This is a genomic window from Azospirillum tabaci (assembly GCF_014596085.1).
Lineage (GTDB): Bacteria > Pseudomonadota > Alphaproteobacteria > Azospirillales > Azospirillaceae > Azospirillum > Azospirillum tabaci.
Map to the genome: position 1 here is coordinate 1 of NZ_JACCJY010000045.1, position 16,178 is coordinate 16,178.

Genomic DNA, 16,178 nt, shown 5'->3' on the forward strand with positions numbered 1-16,178 from the left:
AACCGTCCGCCTTGACGCGGATCTTGACGTTGTAATCGACCACCCGCTTGACCGGGACGAGGACCTTCATAGGGATCAATCCTTGGACTGGCGGAACCGCGCTCAGGCGCGCAGGATCTTGCCGGGATTCATGATGTTGTGCGGATCGAAGGCGCGCTTCAGAGTCGCCATCATGTCCAGCTCAACCGGCGACTTGTAGCGCGGCATCTCGTCGATGCGCAGCCGCCCGATGCCGTGCTCGGCGGAGATGGAACCGCCCAGCTCGACGACGATGTCGTGGACGATAGCGTTGACCGTCGCCAGCTTCGCCTTCCATTCGGCCGGGTCGCCGCCCTCCGCCTGGATCGGGTTGAAATGGATGTTGCCGTCGCCGAGATGGCCGAAGGCGAAGGGGCGGATGCCCGGGCATTCCCGCTCCAGCGCCGCGTTGGCGCGGTCGAGGAAGCGCGCCACGCGGGAGATCGGCACCGAGACGTCGTGCTTGAAGGACACGCCCTCGCGCTTCTGGCCTTCCGGGATGCCCTCGCGGATGCGCCACAGCGAATCGGCCTGGGCCTTGGAGGCGGCGACGACGCCGTCCAGCACCTCGCCGGCCTCCATTCCCGCCTCCAGGATGCCTTCCAGCATCTCCATCAGGCGGTTGCCGCCGTCCTGGTCGGCCAGCTCGACCAGCACGTACCAGGGATAGCGGTCGCGCAGCGGGTCGGGCACGTCCGGCACATGGCGGCGGGCCACGTCGATGCAGTCGCGCTGGATCAGCTCGAAGGTGATGATGCGGTCGCCGGCCACGCCCTTGGCGCGGGTCAGCAGATCGACGGCGTCGCTGGGGGCCGACACCGCGACCAGCGCCGTGGCGGTGGCGCGTGGCAGCGGCGACAGCTTCAGCACCGCGGCGGTGACGATGCCCAGCGTGCCCTCCGACCCGATGAAGATCTGCTTCATGTCGTAGCCGGCGTTGTCCTTGCGCAGCCCGCGCAGCCCGTCCCAGATCCGCCCGTCGGGCAGCACCACCTCCAGCCCGGCGACGAGGTTGCGCATGTTGCCGTAACGCACGACCTGCACGCCGCCGGCGTTGGTGGCGATGTTGCCGCCGATCTGGCAGGAGCCCTCGGCAGCGAGGCTCATCGGGAACAGCCGGCCGATGTCGCGCGCCGCGTTCTGGATGTTGGCGAGGATGCAGCCGGCCTCCACCGTCATCGTGTCGTTGTCGATGTCGATCTCGCGGATGCGGTTCAGCCGGTTGGTGGAGATGACGATCTCCGACCCGTCGGCGTGCGGCTGGCTGGCCCCGGTCAGGCCGGTGTTGCCGCCCTGGGGCACGATCGGCGTGCGCGTCTCCGCGCAGATGCGCACCACCGCGGCCAGCGCCTCGGTGCTGTCGGGCAGAACCACGGCGGGGGAGCGGCCGACCCAACCGTCGCGCCAGGACTCCATGAAGGGCTGCATGGTGCCGGGATCGGTGATCAGCCCGCGGTCGCCGACGATGGCGTGGATGGGGGCGAGCACGGCCGTCGCGAAGTCCGGCCGCCCGGTGGTCAGGGTGTCGTTGGACAAGAAGGCTCTCCCTGGGCTTCGGTTCCGCGTCACAGCGCGCGATAAGCCGTCTTGATGATGGTGTAGAACTCGATGGCGGAGCGTCCCTGCTCGCGCGGGCCGTAGCTCGACATCTTCCGGCCGCCGAAGGGGACGTGGTAGTCGACGCCGGCCGTCGGCAGGTTCAGCATGGTCATGCCGGCCTGGATGTTGGCCTGGAAGTGACGGGCGTGCTTCATCGAGTTGGTGATGATGCCCGACGACAGGCCGTAGTCGGTGTCGTTGGCGACAGCCAGGGCCTCCTCGTAATCCTTGACGCGGATGACGCTGGCGACCGGGCCGAAGACCTCCTCCCGGTTGATGGTCATGGTGTTTCTGGTCTCGGTGAACAGGGTCGGGGCGAGGAACCAGCCGCGCGTCGGCCGGTCCAGCCGCCCGCCGCCGGAGGCCAACTGCGCGCCCTCCTTCAGGCCGGTGTCGATGTATTGCAGGTTCTTGGTGAGCTGGAACTCGTCGATGACCGGGCCGATCTGTGTTTCCGGCTGCAGGGCGTGGCCGACGCGCAGCGCCGCCATCCGCTCGGTCATCGCGGCGACGAAGGCGTCGTGGATCGAGTCCTCGACGATGAAGCGGCCGGTGGCGGTGCAGCGCTGGCCGGCGTGGAAATAGGCGCTGTTGACGCCGATCTCGGCGGCGCGCTCCGGGTCGGCGTCGCCCAGCACGACCAGCGGGTTCTGGCCGCCCAGCTCCAGCTGGACGCGGATCATCCGCTCCGCGCAGCGCACGGCGATGCGCCGCCCGGTGTTGACCGAGCCGGTGAAGGACACGGCGTCCACGGCGTCGACCACGGCGGCACCGACGTTGGGGCCGGCGCCGATCACCAGATTGAACAGGCTGCTGGGCATGCCGTGGGCCTCCAGCGCTTCCGCGATGAGGCGGGTGACGGCGATGGAGATGCCGGGGGTCTTCTCCGACGGCTTCCAGATCACCGCGTTGCCGAAGGCCAGCGCCGGGGCGATCTTCCACATCGGCGTGGCGACCGGGAAGTTCCAGGGCGTGACGAGGCCGATGACGCCGACCGGCTCGCGCGTCACGTCGACCTCGACGCCGGGCCGGACCGAGCCCAGCGTCTCGCCCGGCGCGCGCAGCGCCTCGGCGGCGAAGAAGCGGGCGAGGTGGGCGGCACGCGTGATCTCGCCCAGCGCGTCGGGGATGGTCTTGCCGCCTTCGGTCGCGGCGATGTGGGCCAGCTCGTCCTTGCGGTCGAACAGCGCGCGGGAGATGGCGTCGAGCACCAGCGAGCGCTGCTCCACCGTGGCGGCGCGCCACTGCGGCTGGGCGGCGCGCGCGGCGGCGACAGCCTCCGTCGCGTCGTCGGCGCCGGCCAGCGAGTAGGAGCCGGCCAGTTCGTCGAGGTTCGACGGGTTGACGATGTCGAGCCGGTCACGGCCCGGACGCCAGGAGCCGGCGATGAAGTTGGTGATGCGATCGGAAGCGGGGGACATGTCGTTTTTTCTCCGGGGACGTTCTTCGGTGGCGCTGGTCCTTGCCCCCACCCCGGCCCTCCCCCGCTGCGCAGGGGAGGGGGATTTTCGCGAAGCGGCGGCAGTCCCCTCCCCTGTGACAGCGGGGGAGGGTTAGGGTGGGGGTAAGTGCGCTCAGTCGGCGCGCGCCACCCGCTCCTTCAGGGCGGTCAGCGCCCATAATGTTTCGATGGTCGGCACCGGCACGCCACGGCGGCGGGCCAGCTCCAGGACGGCGGTCACGATGGGGTCGATCTCCATGCTGCGCCCCGCCTCGAAATCCTGGAGCATCGACGGCTTGTGGCCGGGCACGCCGCTGCCCCGGCTCAGCCGCTCGTCGATGTCGTCGGGCAGGGCGACGCCCCAGGCATGGGCGACGTTCAGGCATTCGCGCATCAGCCGGCCCTGGACGGCGGCCATGCCGGGGGCCTGCTCCATGGCGCCCATGGTGGCGCCGGTCAGCACGCTGGTCGGGCCGACCGCCATGTTGAGCATCAGCTTGCTCCACAGCGGCACGCGGATGTCGGCGGGCAGGCGGGCGGTGGCGCCCGCCGCGTTGAAGGAGTCGGCCAGCGCCGCCAGCTTTTCCGCGTGGTCGCCGGGCCAGGGGGCGCCGAAGGCCAGCACCGGCAGGGCGGTGTGGGCGACGACGCCCGGCTCGACGATGCGGGCGGGCAGCACCTCCATCACGCAGGCGGCGACCCGCTCCGGCCCGATGGCCGACCAGATGGCGCCGCCGGGATCGACGACCTCCAGCGGCTCCGGCGTCACGCCGTCCCCGGCGCCGTACAGGTACCACCAGGGAATGCCGTTCTGCGCCGCCACCACCAGCGTGTCCGGCCCGCACAGGGCGGGGAAGGACGGGGCCAGGGCCGGCAGCCCGTGCCCCTTCACCGTGACGATCACCACGTCCTGCGGGCCGAGGTCGGCGGCGGAATCGCTGGCCCGCGGCCGGCTGGTCAGCGTTCCCTTCGGCGTCTGCACGGTCAGCCCGCCATCGCGGATCGCCGCGAGATGGCCGCCGCGGGCCAGCAGCGACAGCTCGTGCCGGCCCGTGGCGGCGAGATACCCGGCCAGCGCGCCGCCAACGGCCCCGGCCCCTACGACGGCGATGCGCATGTCGCTCTCCCTCTCTCGGTCTCGATCACTTGAATTCCAGCGGCGGCAGGTCGTCGTCGAGGTCGCCGCCGAGGCCCTTGAACTGCTCTTCGATCTGCTTGTCGTCGAGCTTGGTGGCGGCCGACTTGTAGTGCATGACCATCTGCGGGAAGGCGATCACCAGCGCCACCATGACGAGCTGGATGACCACGAAGGGCACCGCACCCCAGTAGATCTGGCTGGTCAGGACGGGGGCCGTCTCCTTCTTCGTGATGCGGTCGATGTAAGGCAGCTTCGGCGCCACCGAGCGCAGGAAGAACAGCGAGAAGCCGAAGGGCGGGTGCATGAAGCTGGTCTGCATGTTCACCGCCAGGATGACGCCGAACCACACCAGATCGATGCCCAGACGATCCGCCGCCGGGGCCAGCAGCGGGATGACGATGAAAGCCAGCTCGAAGAAGTCGAGGAAGAAGGCCAGCAGGAAGACCATCACGCTGACGGCGATCAGGAAGCCCATCTGCCCGCCGGGCAGGGAGACCATCAGCTCCTCGACCCAGATGTGGCCGTTGACGCCGTAGAAGGTCAGCGAGAACACCCGCGCGCCGATCAGGATGAACAGCACGAAGGCCGCCAGCTTGGCCGTCGAGTAAGTGGCCTGCCGCACCATGTCGAAGTTCAGGCGCTTCTTCATGGCCGCGAGCGCCAGCGCGCCGACGGCGCCCATGGCGCCGCCCTCGGTCGGGGTGGCGAGGCCGATGAAGATGGTGCCCAGCACCAGGAAGATCAGCGCCAGCGGCGGCACCATGACGAAGGTCGCCTGCTCGGCCATGCGGGAGATCAGGCGCCGGCCGGTCGCCCGCTCCACCACCGCCACCGTCAGGGCGTAGAGCGCGCCCGCCGCGATGGAATCGCCGATCAGGGCCAGGGTGGTCCACGCGTTGAGCGTCAGCCACGCCGCCACCGCGGTCAGCGCCGCCGTGGCGATGGTCTGCAGGACGAGGCGCTGCGCGCCGAAGCCGCGGTTGAAGGCGGCCGCCAGGAAGGCGACCAGCACCGCCACCGACAGCAGAAGCACGACGTAGTCGGCGCCCGACTTGACGTCGGTGCGGCCCATCACCCAGGTGGCGACCGCGCCCGAGAACAGGGCCAGCAGGCCGAGCTGCCAGACGCCGCGCGCGCCGTTCGGCTCGCGGTGGGCGATGGCCTCCGGCGGCAGGCCGGGAGCGGCCTTGGGCCAGATCATCGAGACGACGAAGACATAGAGGGCGTAGAGGCCCGACAGCAGCAGGCCGGGCACGAAGGCGGCCTCGTACATGTCGCCGACCGAGCGGCCGAGCTGGTCGGCCATGACGATCAGCACCAGCGACGGCGGGATGATCTGGGCCAGCGTGCCCGACGCCGCGATGACTCCCGACGCCAAGCGGCGGTCGTAGCCGTAGCGCAGCATGATCGGCAGCGAGATCAGGCCCATCGAGATCACCGACGCGGCGACCACGCCGGTCGTCGCGGCGAGCAGCGCGCCGACGAAGATCACCGCGTAGGCCAGACCGCCGCGGATCGAGCCGAACAGCTGCCCGATGGTGTCGAGCAGGTCCTCGGCCATGCCGGAGCGTTCCAGCACCAGACCCATGAAGGTGAAGAAGGGCACGGCCAGCAGCACGTCGTTGTTCATCGTGCCGTAGACGCGCTCGGGCAGCGCCTGGAACAGGTCGGGGCGGAACAGCCCGATCTCGATGCCGATCAGGCCGAACAGCAACCCGTTGGCGGCCAGCGCGAAGGCCACCGGATAGCCCAGCAGCAGCATCACCACCAGCGTGGCGAACATGATCGGCGCCATGTTGTGGCCGAACCAGCCGCGCCAGCCGTCCTGTTCGGCGAGCGCGGCGGCACCGGGCACCGGCAGCACGTAGAGCGCCACGGCGACCACCGCCAGCAGCACCAGGGAGATGACGGACAGCCGGACGGCGCGCGGCGAAGGGGTGGGGGAGGTCGTGCTCATCGCGCGGTCACCGGCTGGGTAGGGTGTCGGGGTGGGTGGTGCGCTCGCGTTCGGCCGCCAGCAGCCGTTCCGCCTCGGCCTCGGCCGCCGCCTGATGGCCGCCGGCCCGGTGGTTGTCGTCCTCCAGATGGCCGGACATGATCGCGGCGCGCTTGGCCAGCTCGGACAGGCCCTGGATGAACAGCACGGTGAAGCCCAGCGGAATCAGCATCTTCGCCGGCCATTGCGGCAGGCCGCCGGCGTTCATCGATTGCTCCTCGATCGCGTAAGAGGCCAACGCGAAGGGCCAGGAGGTGACCAACATCACGAAGCTGAAGGGCAGCAGGAAGGCCAGATGGCCGAACAGGTCGATGCTGTCGCGGGCGCGCTTGCCGAGCTGCGCGTTCACGATGTCGATGCGGATGTGCTCGTCCTCCTTCAGCGTCCAGGGGGAGCAGAGCAGGAACACCGCGGCGAACAGCACCCATTGCAGTTCCAGCCACGAATTCGAGCTGACGTCGAACAGTTTGCGGACGACCGCGTTGACGGCCGACACCAGGATCGCCAGCACGATCAGCCAGGATATCGCCTTGCCCAGCCGCGCGGTGACCGCGTCGACCAGCCGGCAGGCCCCGACCAGGGCCGTCATGAAAGGGGAAGCGTTGGGGCTCGGCATGGTGGGCAGGCCCTCCCGAAAAAGCCGGTCGCGCGGAACGCGACGATGCCACGGCCGGGGGCGGCGGCTTCGCCCCCCGGCCGTGGTTGATGACGTGCCGGATCAGCGCCGGGCGAGGCGCAGTGTGGCGCTGTCGTAGGCGTATTCCGAAGCCTGGTTCCACAGGTTCGAGTCCGTCTGGAAGCGGCGGTAGCTCTCGTAGAACCTCTTGAAGGTCGGGTTCTTGTCCGACAGCTCGTCGTAAAGCTCCATCGCCGCCTTGTGGCTGGCCTGCAGCACGTCCTGCGGGAAGGCGCGCAGCTTGGCGCCCTTCTCCACCACGCGCTTCAGCGCCGCCGGGTTCAGCACGTCGTAGCGCGCCACGCTGTCCACGTTGGCCAGCGCCGCCGCCGAGGTCAGCGCCGCCTGATAATGCTTGGGCAGGCTGTTCCAGCGGTTCGTGTTGATGAAGAAATGCTGGAGCGAGGTGCCGTCCCACCAGCCCGGGTAATAGTAGTTCGGCGCGATCTTGTAGAGGCCGAGCTTCTCGTCGTCATGCGGGCCGTTGAACTCGGCGGCGTCGATGGTGCCGCGCTCCAAGGCCGGGTAGATGTCGCCGCCGCTGACCTGCTGCGGAACGACGCCCAGCTTGGAGAGGATCTGACCGCCGAGGCCGGAGATGCGGAACTTCAGCCCTTTGAGGTCCTCCGCGCTCTTGATCTCCTTGCGGAACCAGCCGCCCATCTGGGAACCGGTGTTGCCGCCGGCGAGCGCCTTCAGATTGTGGCCGGCGTAGAACTCCTCCAGCAGCTTGCCGCCCTCGCCGTGGTAGAACCAGGCGTTCTGCTGGCGGGTGTTCAGGCCGAAGGGCAGGCAGCAGCCGAAGGCGAAGCTCGGGTCCTTGCCGACATAGTAGTAGGACGCGGTGTGGGCCATCTCCACCGTGTCGTTGCTGGCGGCGTCGAGCGCCTGCAGCGCCGGGACCAGCTCGCCGGCGGCGAAGACCTGGATCTGGAACTTGCCGTCCGTGGCCTCGGCGATGTTCTTCGCCATCACCTCGGCGCTGCCGTAGAGCACCTCGATGTTCTTCGGGAAGCTGGACACGCAGCGCCAGCGGATCGTCGGCTCCGACTGGGCGATGGCCGGGGCGGCGAGGGTGGAGGCGCCGGCAACGACGGCGGCACCCTTGAAGAATTGACGGCGCTTCATGTTGGTCTTCCTCCCGAGATTTTTGTTGCCCGGACGAGCGATGCCGGTCCGAGGCGCTTGGTCCCTGGTGCGTGGCCGGGGAAGGCTTGGTGACCCTGACAGTGGATCAGGCGGCCGCACAGCGGAATGCGTTTTGCCGGCATATCAGCCATAAGCGCGGCAAGCCATCAGCGCTACGAACGGTTTCATCCGAAACCCGCACGATCCCGCGCCAACCGGTGCGGGCACGGACGGTTTGCTATGCCCGCAATGAATATCTGCTACAGGCACGCCATGCGCTCCGCGCCGTGCGATGGGCCGATAAGCTGGGGGCAACTGGTCTCCGACCGCCATCAAACCGACGGATGTTCAATCGCATGAACGGTGTGCGCCATGTCTAGGCTGTCCTCTCCGCTCAACGCCGCCGGAGCCGCCTATCTCGAAGCGTTGCAGGAACGTTTCCGCGAGGACCCCGCGTCGGTGGACGTGAGCTGGCGCGCCGTCTTCCAGATCCTGGACGAGCTGGGCGCCGTTCCCGCCGGGGCACCGCCGGGCGGTCCGGCCGGCGATCCGACGGTTCCGCTGCGGCAGGAGGAAATCCGCCAGCGCGGCCACGCCGCCGCCGCCCTCGACCCGCTGGGCCGCGCCGCGCCTCCCGCATCCTCCGCGTCCGAGGACGCTGAAACCGCGCGCCTGCGCCGGCTTTACCAGGGCACGCTGACGCTGGAGACCGCGCACATCGACGATCCGGCCCTGCGCTCCTGGCTGCGCAACGCCTATGAGGGGGCGGAGACCGCTCCGCCGGCCGAGGCGCGCCGCCGTGCGCTGGCGCTGCTGACCGCGGCGGAGGAGTTCGAACGGCTGCTCGGCGTCCGCTACCCGACCAAGAAGCGCTTCGGGGCGGAAGGCATGGAGACGCTGATCCCGCTGCTCGACCGCATCCTCGCGGCGGCGGCGGCGGCGGGCGTCACCGAGGTGCAGGTCGGGACCATGCACCGCGGCCGGCTCAGCCTGATGGCCAACGCGCTGGGCAAGCCGCTGGTCGAGCTGTTCGCCGGCATCAAGGGCATGCACCCCTTCCTGGCCGACCCGCCGGTTCCCGCCGACGTGCCCTATCACATGGGGGTGGAGAGCACCCTGTCCTTCGGCGAGCGGTCGCTGGCCCTGACCCTGTCGCCCAACCCGTCGCATCTGGAGGCGATCAACCCGGTCACGCTGGGCCGCGCGCGGGCGCGCCAGGACCTGGAGCGGGCGCAGGGTGGCGACGCCAAGCGGGTGCTCTGCGTGCTGCTGCACACCGACGCCAGCGTGATCGGCCAGGGCAGCGTGACGGAGGCGCTGCAACTGTCCGGCGTTCCTGGCTTCACCGTCGCAGGCACCATCCACGTCATCGTCAACAACCAGATCGGCTTCACCACCGAGCGGGAGGAGGCGCGGACCTCGCTCCACTGCACCGGCCTGTGGAAAGCGGTGGACAGCCCCATCCTGCACGTCAACGCCGACGATCCCGATGCCGCCCTGCGCGCCGCCGACCTCGCCGTGGCCTTCCGGCAGACGCACGGGCGCGACGCGGTGATCGACCTCGTCGGCTACCGCCGCAACGGCCACAACGAGATCGACGAGCCGCGCTTCACCCAGCCGCTCGACTACAAGGCGATCGACGCCCACCCGCCGGCCCGCGCGCTCTACGCGAAGCGGCTGGCCGCCGACGGGCTGATTGGCCCCGAGGAGGCGGAGGCGCTGGCCGCCGGGCACAAGACCCGCTTCCAGGAGGCGCTGGCCGCGGCCTCCGACCACCGGCCGAACCACGACGGCTTTCCCGGCGGGCGCTGGACGCCCTTCGCCCCGGCCGGCGCGGTTCCCGCCGAACCGGACACCGGCATCGCCGACGACCGGCTGCGCGCGCTGCTGGCGGCGCTGGCCGCCATTCCCGACGGGCTCGCCGTGGACCGCAAGGTGGAGCGCGTCATCCGCCGCCGCGCCGAGGAGCCGCTGGACTGGGCGACCGGCGAGGCGCTGGCCTTCGCCACGCTGCTCGCCGAGGGGACGCCGGTGCGGCTGACCGGCCAGGACGTGGTGCGCGGCGCCTTCTCGCACCGCCATTTCGCGCTGACCGACACCGTCACCGGGCGCCGCCACGTCAGCCTGAATCATCTGGGGGTGGAGCAGGCGCGGTTCGACGTGGTCAACAGCCCGCTGTCGGAATACGCCGTGCTCGGCTTCGAATACGGCTACAGCCTGGAGCGGCCCGACGCGCTGGTGATCTGGGAGGCGCAGTTCGGCGACTTCGCCAACGGCGCGCAGATCATGATCGACCAGTTCATCGTCAGCGCCGAGGACAAGTGGCGCCAGCCCTCCGGCCTCGTCATCCTGCTGCCGCACGGGCTGGAGGGGCAGGGGCCGGAGCATTCCTCCGCCCGGCCGGAGCGTTTCCTCCAGATGGCGGCGCGCGACAACATCCGCGTCGCCCACCCCTCCACCCCGGCCAACTACTTCCACCTGCTGCGCCGGCAGATGCTGCGCCGCGACCGCAAGCCGCTGGTGGTGCTGAGCCCGAAGACGCTGCTGCGCCTGCCCGCCGCCGTGTCGACGCTGGCCGAACTTGCGCCGGGCACCGCCTTCCAGCCGGTCATCGCCACCGCCGGGGTGCGGGTCGAGCGCATCCTGCTGTGCAGCGGCAAGCTGGCCTATGAGCTGGAGCGCGAACGGGCCGAGCGCGGACCCGAAACCGGTGCCGACGCGGTGGCGGTGGTCCGGCTGGAAATGCTGTATCCTCTGCCCGACGCCGCGCTGTCGGCGCTGTTCCGCCGCTGGCCGGGCGCGTCCTGCGCCTGGGTGCAGGAGGAGCCGTGCAATCTCGGCGCGTGGACCTACCTGGACCGCCGTCTGGAGGCGTTGCGCGCGGCCGCCGGCTGCGCCGAGCCGCGCGTCGCCTGCGTGGCCCGCGACGAGGCGGCCTCGCCCGCCGGCAGCTTCCACGGCGACCACGAGGCCGACCAGCGCCGGCTGGTGGAGCAGGCCTTCGCCGGGATCGCCGCGTCCCTCCCGCCCCGCGAGACCATCGCGGCGGACTGAGCAAGAACAACACCAAAACAACACGCACCGAGGAAACCCGCCATGTCGTCCACACCAACCTCCAACGGCCCGCTTCCGCTGTCTGATCTGCTGCCCGACCTGCTGTCCACCACGGCGGCGGCGCTCGACGCGGTGGCGCGGCTGGCCGAGGCCGCCGAGCGCGGCGTCGCCGCGCTGGTGGCGCCGGACGGGCGCGTCGATGCGGCGGCGCTCGACCGCCATCAGGTAGCGGCGCACGGCTTCGCCTGGGTGGCGACCTACGCCGAGGCGCTGCGCCAGATGCAGGGCTGGGCGGAGCGGCTGGACCGCGCCGGCCGGCTGGGCGAGCTTGAGGCCTGCATGCTCCAGGCCGCCTTCGGCGAGTATCTGGCCCAGCTCGACGGCGGCTTGGCGATGAGTCAGGGCGAGATCGTCCGCCCCGCCGATTTCGGGCTGGACGACGCGGAGCGCGCCGCCTTCCGCACCGAGGCGGTGCGCCGGCTGATCGCCGCCGGCAACGCCTCCGCCCTGCGGCTGCGCATCGCCGAACTGCTGGCCGACGCGCTGCACGGGGGCGGCTTCGGCGAGGCGGCGCTGGAGGACGAGGCGCTCGACATGGTGCGCGAGCAGTTCCGCCGCTTCGTTGCCGACGTGGTGGAGCCGCACGCCCACGAGTGGCACCTCAAGGACGAGCTGATCCCGATGCCGGTCGTCGAGCAGATGGCCGAGATGGGCGTCTTCGGCCTGACCGTGCCGGAGGAGGACGGCGGGCTCGGCATGGGCAAGCTCGCCATGTGCGTGGTGACGGAGGAGCTGTCGCGCGGCTACATCGGCGTCGGCTCGCTCGGCACCCGTGCGGAGATCGCCGCCGAGCTGATCCGCCTGGGCGGCACCGCCGAGCAGCGGGCGCGCTGGCTGCCGCGCATCGCGTCCGGCGAAATCCTGCCGACCGCCGTCTTCACCGAGCCCAACACCGGCTCCGACCTGGGCAGCCTGCGCACCCGCGCCGTGCTGGATGGCGACACCTACCGCGTCACCGGGGCGAAGACCTGGATCACCCACGGCAGCCGCTCCGATCTGATGACCCTGCTGGTGCGCACCGATCCGGACGCCCCCGGCTACCGCGGCCTGTCGATGCTGCTCGCCGAGAAGCCGCGCGGCACCGAGGCGGACCCCTTCCCGGCCGAGGGCATGAGCGGCGGCGAGATCCCGGTGCTCGGCTATCGCGGCATGAAGGAGTACGAGATCGGCTTCGACGGCTTCGCGGTGCCGCGCGGCAACCTGCTCGGCGGCGTCGAGGGCCAGGGCTTCAAGCAGCTGATGGCAACCTTCGAATCCGCCCGCGTGCAGACCGCCGCCCGCGCCGTCGGGGTGGCGCAGAACGCGATGGAGCTTGGCCTGCGCTACGCCCAGGAGCGCGTCCAGTTCGGCCGCCCGCTCGCCGCCTTCCCGCGCGTCGCCGGCAAGATCGCCTGGATGGCCGTGGAGACGATGATCGCCCGCCAGCTCACCTATTTCGCCGCGCGCGAGAAGGACAGCGACCGCCGCTGCGACATCGAGGCCGGCATGGCGAAGCTGCTGGCCGCGCGCGTCGCTTGGTCGAACGCCGACAACGCGGTGCAGATCCATGGCGGCAACGGCTATGCCGTCGAGTATCCGATCAGCCGTGTGCTGTGCGACGCCCGCATCCTGAATATTTTCGAAGGGGCGGCGGAAATCCAGGCCCAGGTTGTGGCGCGCGGACTTCTCACCCGGCGCAATTGACCGCGAGACGCGGCGGAGGGCCGGGCAGGACTGACCTGCCCGGACTCCGCTTGTATCATACCAGAGTATTCGCTATCCGACCTGGAGGCCGAACGACGAGACCTGCCCGCGATGGAACTTCTGGAACTGCGCTACTTTGTTCAGGTGGCCGACCTTGGCAGTTTTTCCAAGGCGTCGGTCAAGCTTGGCATCACCCAGCCGGCGCTCAGCCGGCAGGTCCAGAAGCTGGAGCACGAGCTGCGCACCAGCCTGTTCTACCGCCATGGGCGCGGCGTCTCGCTGACCCAGCAGGGGCGCAAGCTTTATGACGTGGTGCGCCATCTGCTGGGCGCGCTGTCGGAGATCAAGGAGGAAATCCAGGACCAGTCGGAACGGCTGACCGGTTCCGTCACGCTGGGTCTCCCCCCATCGATCTGCGCCACGCTGGGGGCGCCGCTGGCCCGCCGCTTCCACGAGAACTATCCCGACGCCACGCTGCGCATCCACGAGGTGTTCAGCGGCACGCTGCTGGAATGGGTCGAGGGCGGGCGGCTCGACCTCGCCGTGCTCTACGACGCCCGGCGCGGGCGCAGCATGCTGTCCTCGCCGCTGCTCGTGGAGAATCTGCTGCTCGTCCAGTCCGCCAAGGACGCGGTGGCCGGCGACGACGGGCCGATCGAGGTGGAGACGCTGGGCGGTCTGCGCTTCGTCCTTCCGGGGCTGGAGAATGGCCTGCGCCGGGTGGTCGACGCGGCGGTGCGGCGGGCCGACATCGACCTTCAGGTCGACATGGAGATCGATTCCGTCACCGCCATCAAGCAGCTGGTGGAGGAGGGCATGGGCTCGACCATCCTGCCCTTCGGCGCCGTCCATCGCGAGGTGCGCCAGGGCCGGCTGATCGCCCGCGAGGTCAGCTCGAAGGACATGCACGCCATGCTCGTCACCGCGACGCCGCTGCACCAGCCGGTGTCGAAGGCGACGCGCGCCCTGCTGCGGCTGATCCACGCCGAGGTGGCGAAATGCGTCGCCAACGGCGTGCTGAAGGGCAAGGTCGTCGCCCCCGGCAGCGCCGGGGAGAACAGCGCCCCCTGACCCGCGGTGCATGATCCGTTGTGCATGACACGGCTGTGCGGGCTGATAGCAGCTATGACGGATGGTCCATAGCACGGCCGGTGCGGCGCGGATAGCCTCCCCATCACCACATAATCCCTTGGGGAGGAAACAAGAATGACGAAGCGTCTGGACGGCAAGGTCGCCCTGATCACCGGTGCGGCGCAGGGGCTGGGCCTCGCGATGGCCGAGACCTTCGTGCGCGAGGGCGCCCGCGTGGCGGTCGTGGACATCAACGGCGACGCCGCCAAGGCGGTCGCGGAGCGTCTGGGCGAGTCCGCCGTCGGCATCGCCGCCAACGTGACCCGCATGGCCGACGTCGAGATGACCATCGCCACCACCGTCGAGACGTTCGGGCGGCTCGACATCCTGGTCAACAACGCCGGCTCCACCCACGCCAACGGCCCGTTCGAGAACGTGACGGAAGAGGAGTTCGACCGCGTCTTCGCGCTGAACGTCAAGTCGATCTATCTCTATTCCAAAGCGGTCGTCGCGACCATGCGGGCGCAGAAGTCCGGCGTGATCCTGAATCTCGGTTCCACCGCCGGCCTGCGGCCGCGTCCGGGCTTGGTCTGGTACAACGCGACCAAGGGTGCCGTGCACAACATCACCAAGTCGCTGGCGCTGGAGCTGGCGCCCGACAACATCCGCGTCTGCGCGCTCGCCCCGGTCGCCACCGAGACGCCGCTGCTCGCCACCTTCATGGGCGGCGACACCCCGGAGAAGCGCGCGCGCATGATGGGCATCGTGCCGCTCGGCCGCCTGGGCCAGCCGACCGACGTTGCCAACGCCGCCCTCTACCTCGCGTCGGACGAGGCGGCCTTCCTGACCGGCGTGGTGCTGGAGATCGACGGCGGGCGTTGCGTGTAACCCGCATCGATCGTTAGCCCCCACCCCGACCCTCCCCCGCTGGGCGGGGGAGGGGGATTTTCGCGAGAGCGGCGGCAGTCCCCTCCCCTGCGAAGCGGGGGAGGGTTAGGGTGGGGGCACCCGTCCACCACGTTGTTTCCATCTGGATCGAGACTCCCATGTCCTCGCTTCTCTCCGATCTGCGCGTCGTCGAGGTGTCGGCCTTCATCGCCGCGCCGCTGGGCGGCATGACGCTGGCCCAGCTGGGCGCCGAGGTGATCCGCATCGACCCCATCGGCGGCAACATCGACTACCGCCGCTGGCCGGTGGCGCCGAACGGCACCAGCCTCTACTGGACCGCGTTGAACAAGGCGAAACGGTCGGTGACGTTGGCGCTCGACCGGCCGGAGGGGCGGGAGATCGCCCAGGCGATCATCACCGCCGCGGGCGAGAACGCGGGCTTCCTGCTGACCAACCTGCCGGCCAGCGGCTGGATGGGCTACGAGGCGCTGTCGGCCAAGCGCGACGACCTGATCATGCTGCGGCTGACCGGCAACCCGGACGGGTCGGCGGCGGTCGACTACACCGTCAACTGCGCCAGCGGCTTCCCGATGGCGACCGGCCGCGGCGGTGAGCCGGTGAACCATGTGCTGCCGGCCTGGGACGTCGCCGCCGGCCTCTATCTGGCGACCGGCCTGCTGGCGGCGGAGCGGCACCGCCGTCGCACCGGACGCGGGCAGGAGGTGACGGTGGCGCTGGCCGACGTGATGCTGGCGACCGTCGGCAACCTCGGCTACCTCGCTGACGTCCGGGTCAACGGCGCCGTGCGGCCGCCGATGGGCAACGACCTCTACGGCGCCTACGGCCGCGACTTCGCCACCGCCGACGGGCGGCGGGCGATGGTCGTCGCCATCTCCAACCGCCAGTGGAAGGCGCTCGGCAAGGCGACCGGGCTGACCGAGCGGCTGGCGATGATCGGCCCGCTGATGGACGTGGACATGAACGACGAGGGCGGGCGCTTCCTGGCGCGCGACGCCATCTCCGCCGTGCTCGCCCCTTGGTTCGCCGCCCGCACCCTGTCCGAGGTGGAGAGCGCCTTCGCCGGGGCGGGCGTGCTGTGGGGGCCGTACCGGGATTTCGGCCAGCTGGTGGCGGAGGACGCGCGCTGCTCCACCGCCAACCCGCTGTTCCGCGAGGTCGAGCAGCCGGAGGTCGGTCCGCTGCTGGTTCCCGGCTCGCCCCTCGGCTTCCCCGGCCTGGGCGAGCGCACCGACCACCGCCCGGCACCCGTGCTGGGGCAGGACACCGACGCGGTGCTGGCCGACCTGCTCGGCCTGCCGTCCGCCGAGATCGGCCGCCTGCACGACGCCGGCATCGTCGCCTGACCATGTGAGCGGGGCGAGACGACCGGCGCGTGGGGGTGTTGGTGAGGCTTACGGCGGGCCGC

11 protein-coding genes are annotated in these 16,178 nt (G+C 70.4%); 5 read left to right on the forward strand and 6 right to left on the reverse strand.

The genetic code is table 11. The features are described from left to right. Window positions 1-102 precede the first annotated feature (102 nt). The 6 genes from H0B54_RS27370 to H0B54_RS27395 all read right to left on the reverse strand — a co-directional run bounded on the left by H0B54_RS27370 (window position 103) and on the right by H0B54_RS27395 (window position 7,996). On the reverse strand, window positions 103-1,554 hold the full coding sequence (locus H0B54_RS27370) for an FAD-binding oxidoreductase (protein ID WP_246472895.1): 1,452 nt from the start codon (window positions 1,552-1,554) through the stop codon (window positions 103-105). A gap of 29 nt (window positions 1,555-1,583) precedes the next feature. After that, window positions 1,584-3,038: an aldehyde dehydrogenase family protein gene (locus H0B54_RS27375; RefSeq protein WP_188262953.1), complete on the reverse strand. Its 1,455-nt coding sequence runs from the start codon at window positions 3,036-3,038 to the stop codon at window positions 1,584-1,586. A 153-nt stretch (window positions 3,039-3,191) separates the two neighbouring features. Further along, on the reverse strand, window positions 3,192-4,175 hold the full coding sequence (locus H0B54_RS27380) for a ketopantoate reductase family protein (RefSeq protein ID WP_188262954.1): 984 nt from the start codon (window positions 4,173-4,175) through the stop codon (window positions 3,192-3,194). 25 nt (window positions 4,176-4,200) lie between these two features. Beyond that, window positions 4,201-5,991, reverse strand: coding sequence for a TRAP transporter large permease subunit (locus H0B54_RS27385; protein ID WP_188262984.1), 1,791 nt, complete (start codon window positions 5,989-5,991; stop codon window positions 4,201-4,203). A 169-nt stretch (window positions 5,992-6,160) separates the two neighbouring features. After that, entirely contained in the window at window positions 6,161-6,781 is a 621-nt protein-coding gene (locus H0B54_RS27390; protein WP_188262985.1) for a TRAP transporter small permease subunit, read from the reverse strand. 129 nt (window positions 6,782-6,910) lie between these two features. Next, a complete protein-coding gene (locus H0B54_RS27395; RefSeq protein WP_188262955.1) occupies window positions 6,911-7,996 on the reverse strand; it encodes a TRAP transporter substrate-binding protein in 1,086 nt (361 codons plus the stop codon). 372 nt (window positions 7,997-8,368) lie between these two features. On the opposite strand from H0B54_RS27395, the gene H0B54_RS27400 reads away from it, so the two are divergent. The 5 genes from H0B54_RS27400 (at window position 8,369) to H0B54_RS27420 (ending at window position 16,116) form a co-directional block, all read left to right on the forward strand. Beyond that, a complete protein-coding gene (locus H0B54_RS27400; protein WP_188262956.1) occupies window positions 8,369-11,050 on the forward strand; it encodes a 2-oxoglutarate dehydrogenase E1 component in 2,682 nt (893 codons plus the stop codon). Between the two features lie 42 nt (window positions 11,051-11,092). After that, window positions 11,093-12,793, forward strand: a complete 1,701-nt coding sequence (locus H0B54_RS27405) for an acyl-CoA dehydrogenase family protein (RefSeq protein WP_188262957.1) — start codon at window positions 11,093-11,095, stop codon at window positions 12,791-12,793. A gap of 111 nt (window positions 12,794-12,904) precedes the next feature. Further along, entirely contained in the window at window positions 12,905-13,864 is a 960-nt protein-coding gene (locus H0B54_RS27410) for a LysR family transcriptional regulator (RefSeq protein WP_094306621.1), read from the forward strand. A gap of 135 nt (window positions 13,865-13,999) precedes the next feature. After that, a complete protein-coding gene (locus H0B54_RS27415) occupies window positions 14,000-14,752 on the forward strand; it encodes a glucose 1-dehydrogenase (protein WP_188262958.1) in 753 nt (250 codons plus the stop codon). Window positions 14,753-14,910: 158 nt separating this feature from the next. Next, window positions 14,911-16,116 carry a CoA transferase gene (locus tag H0B54_RS27420; protein ID WP_188262959.1) on the forward strand — a complete coding sequence of 402 codons (1,206 nt, stop codon included), beginning with the start codon at window positions 14,911-14,913 and terminating at the stop codon, window positions 16,114-16,116. The last annotated feature ends 62 nt before the right edge of the window (window positions 16,117-16,178 follow it).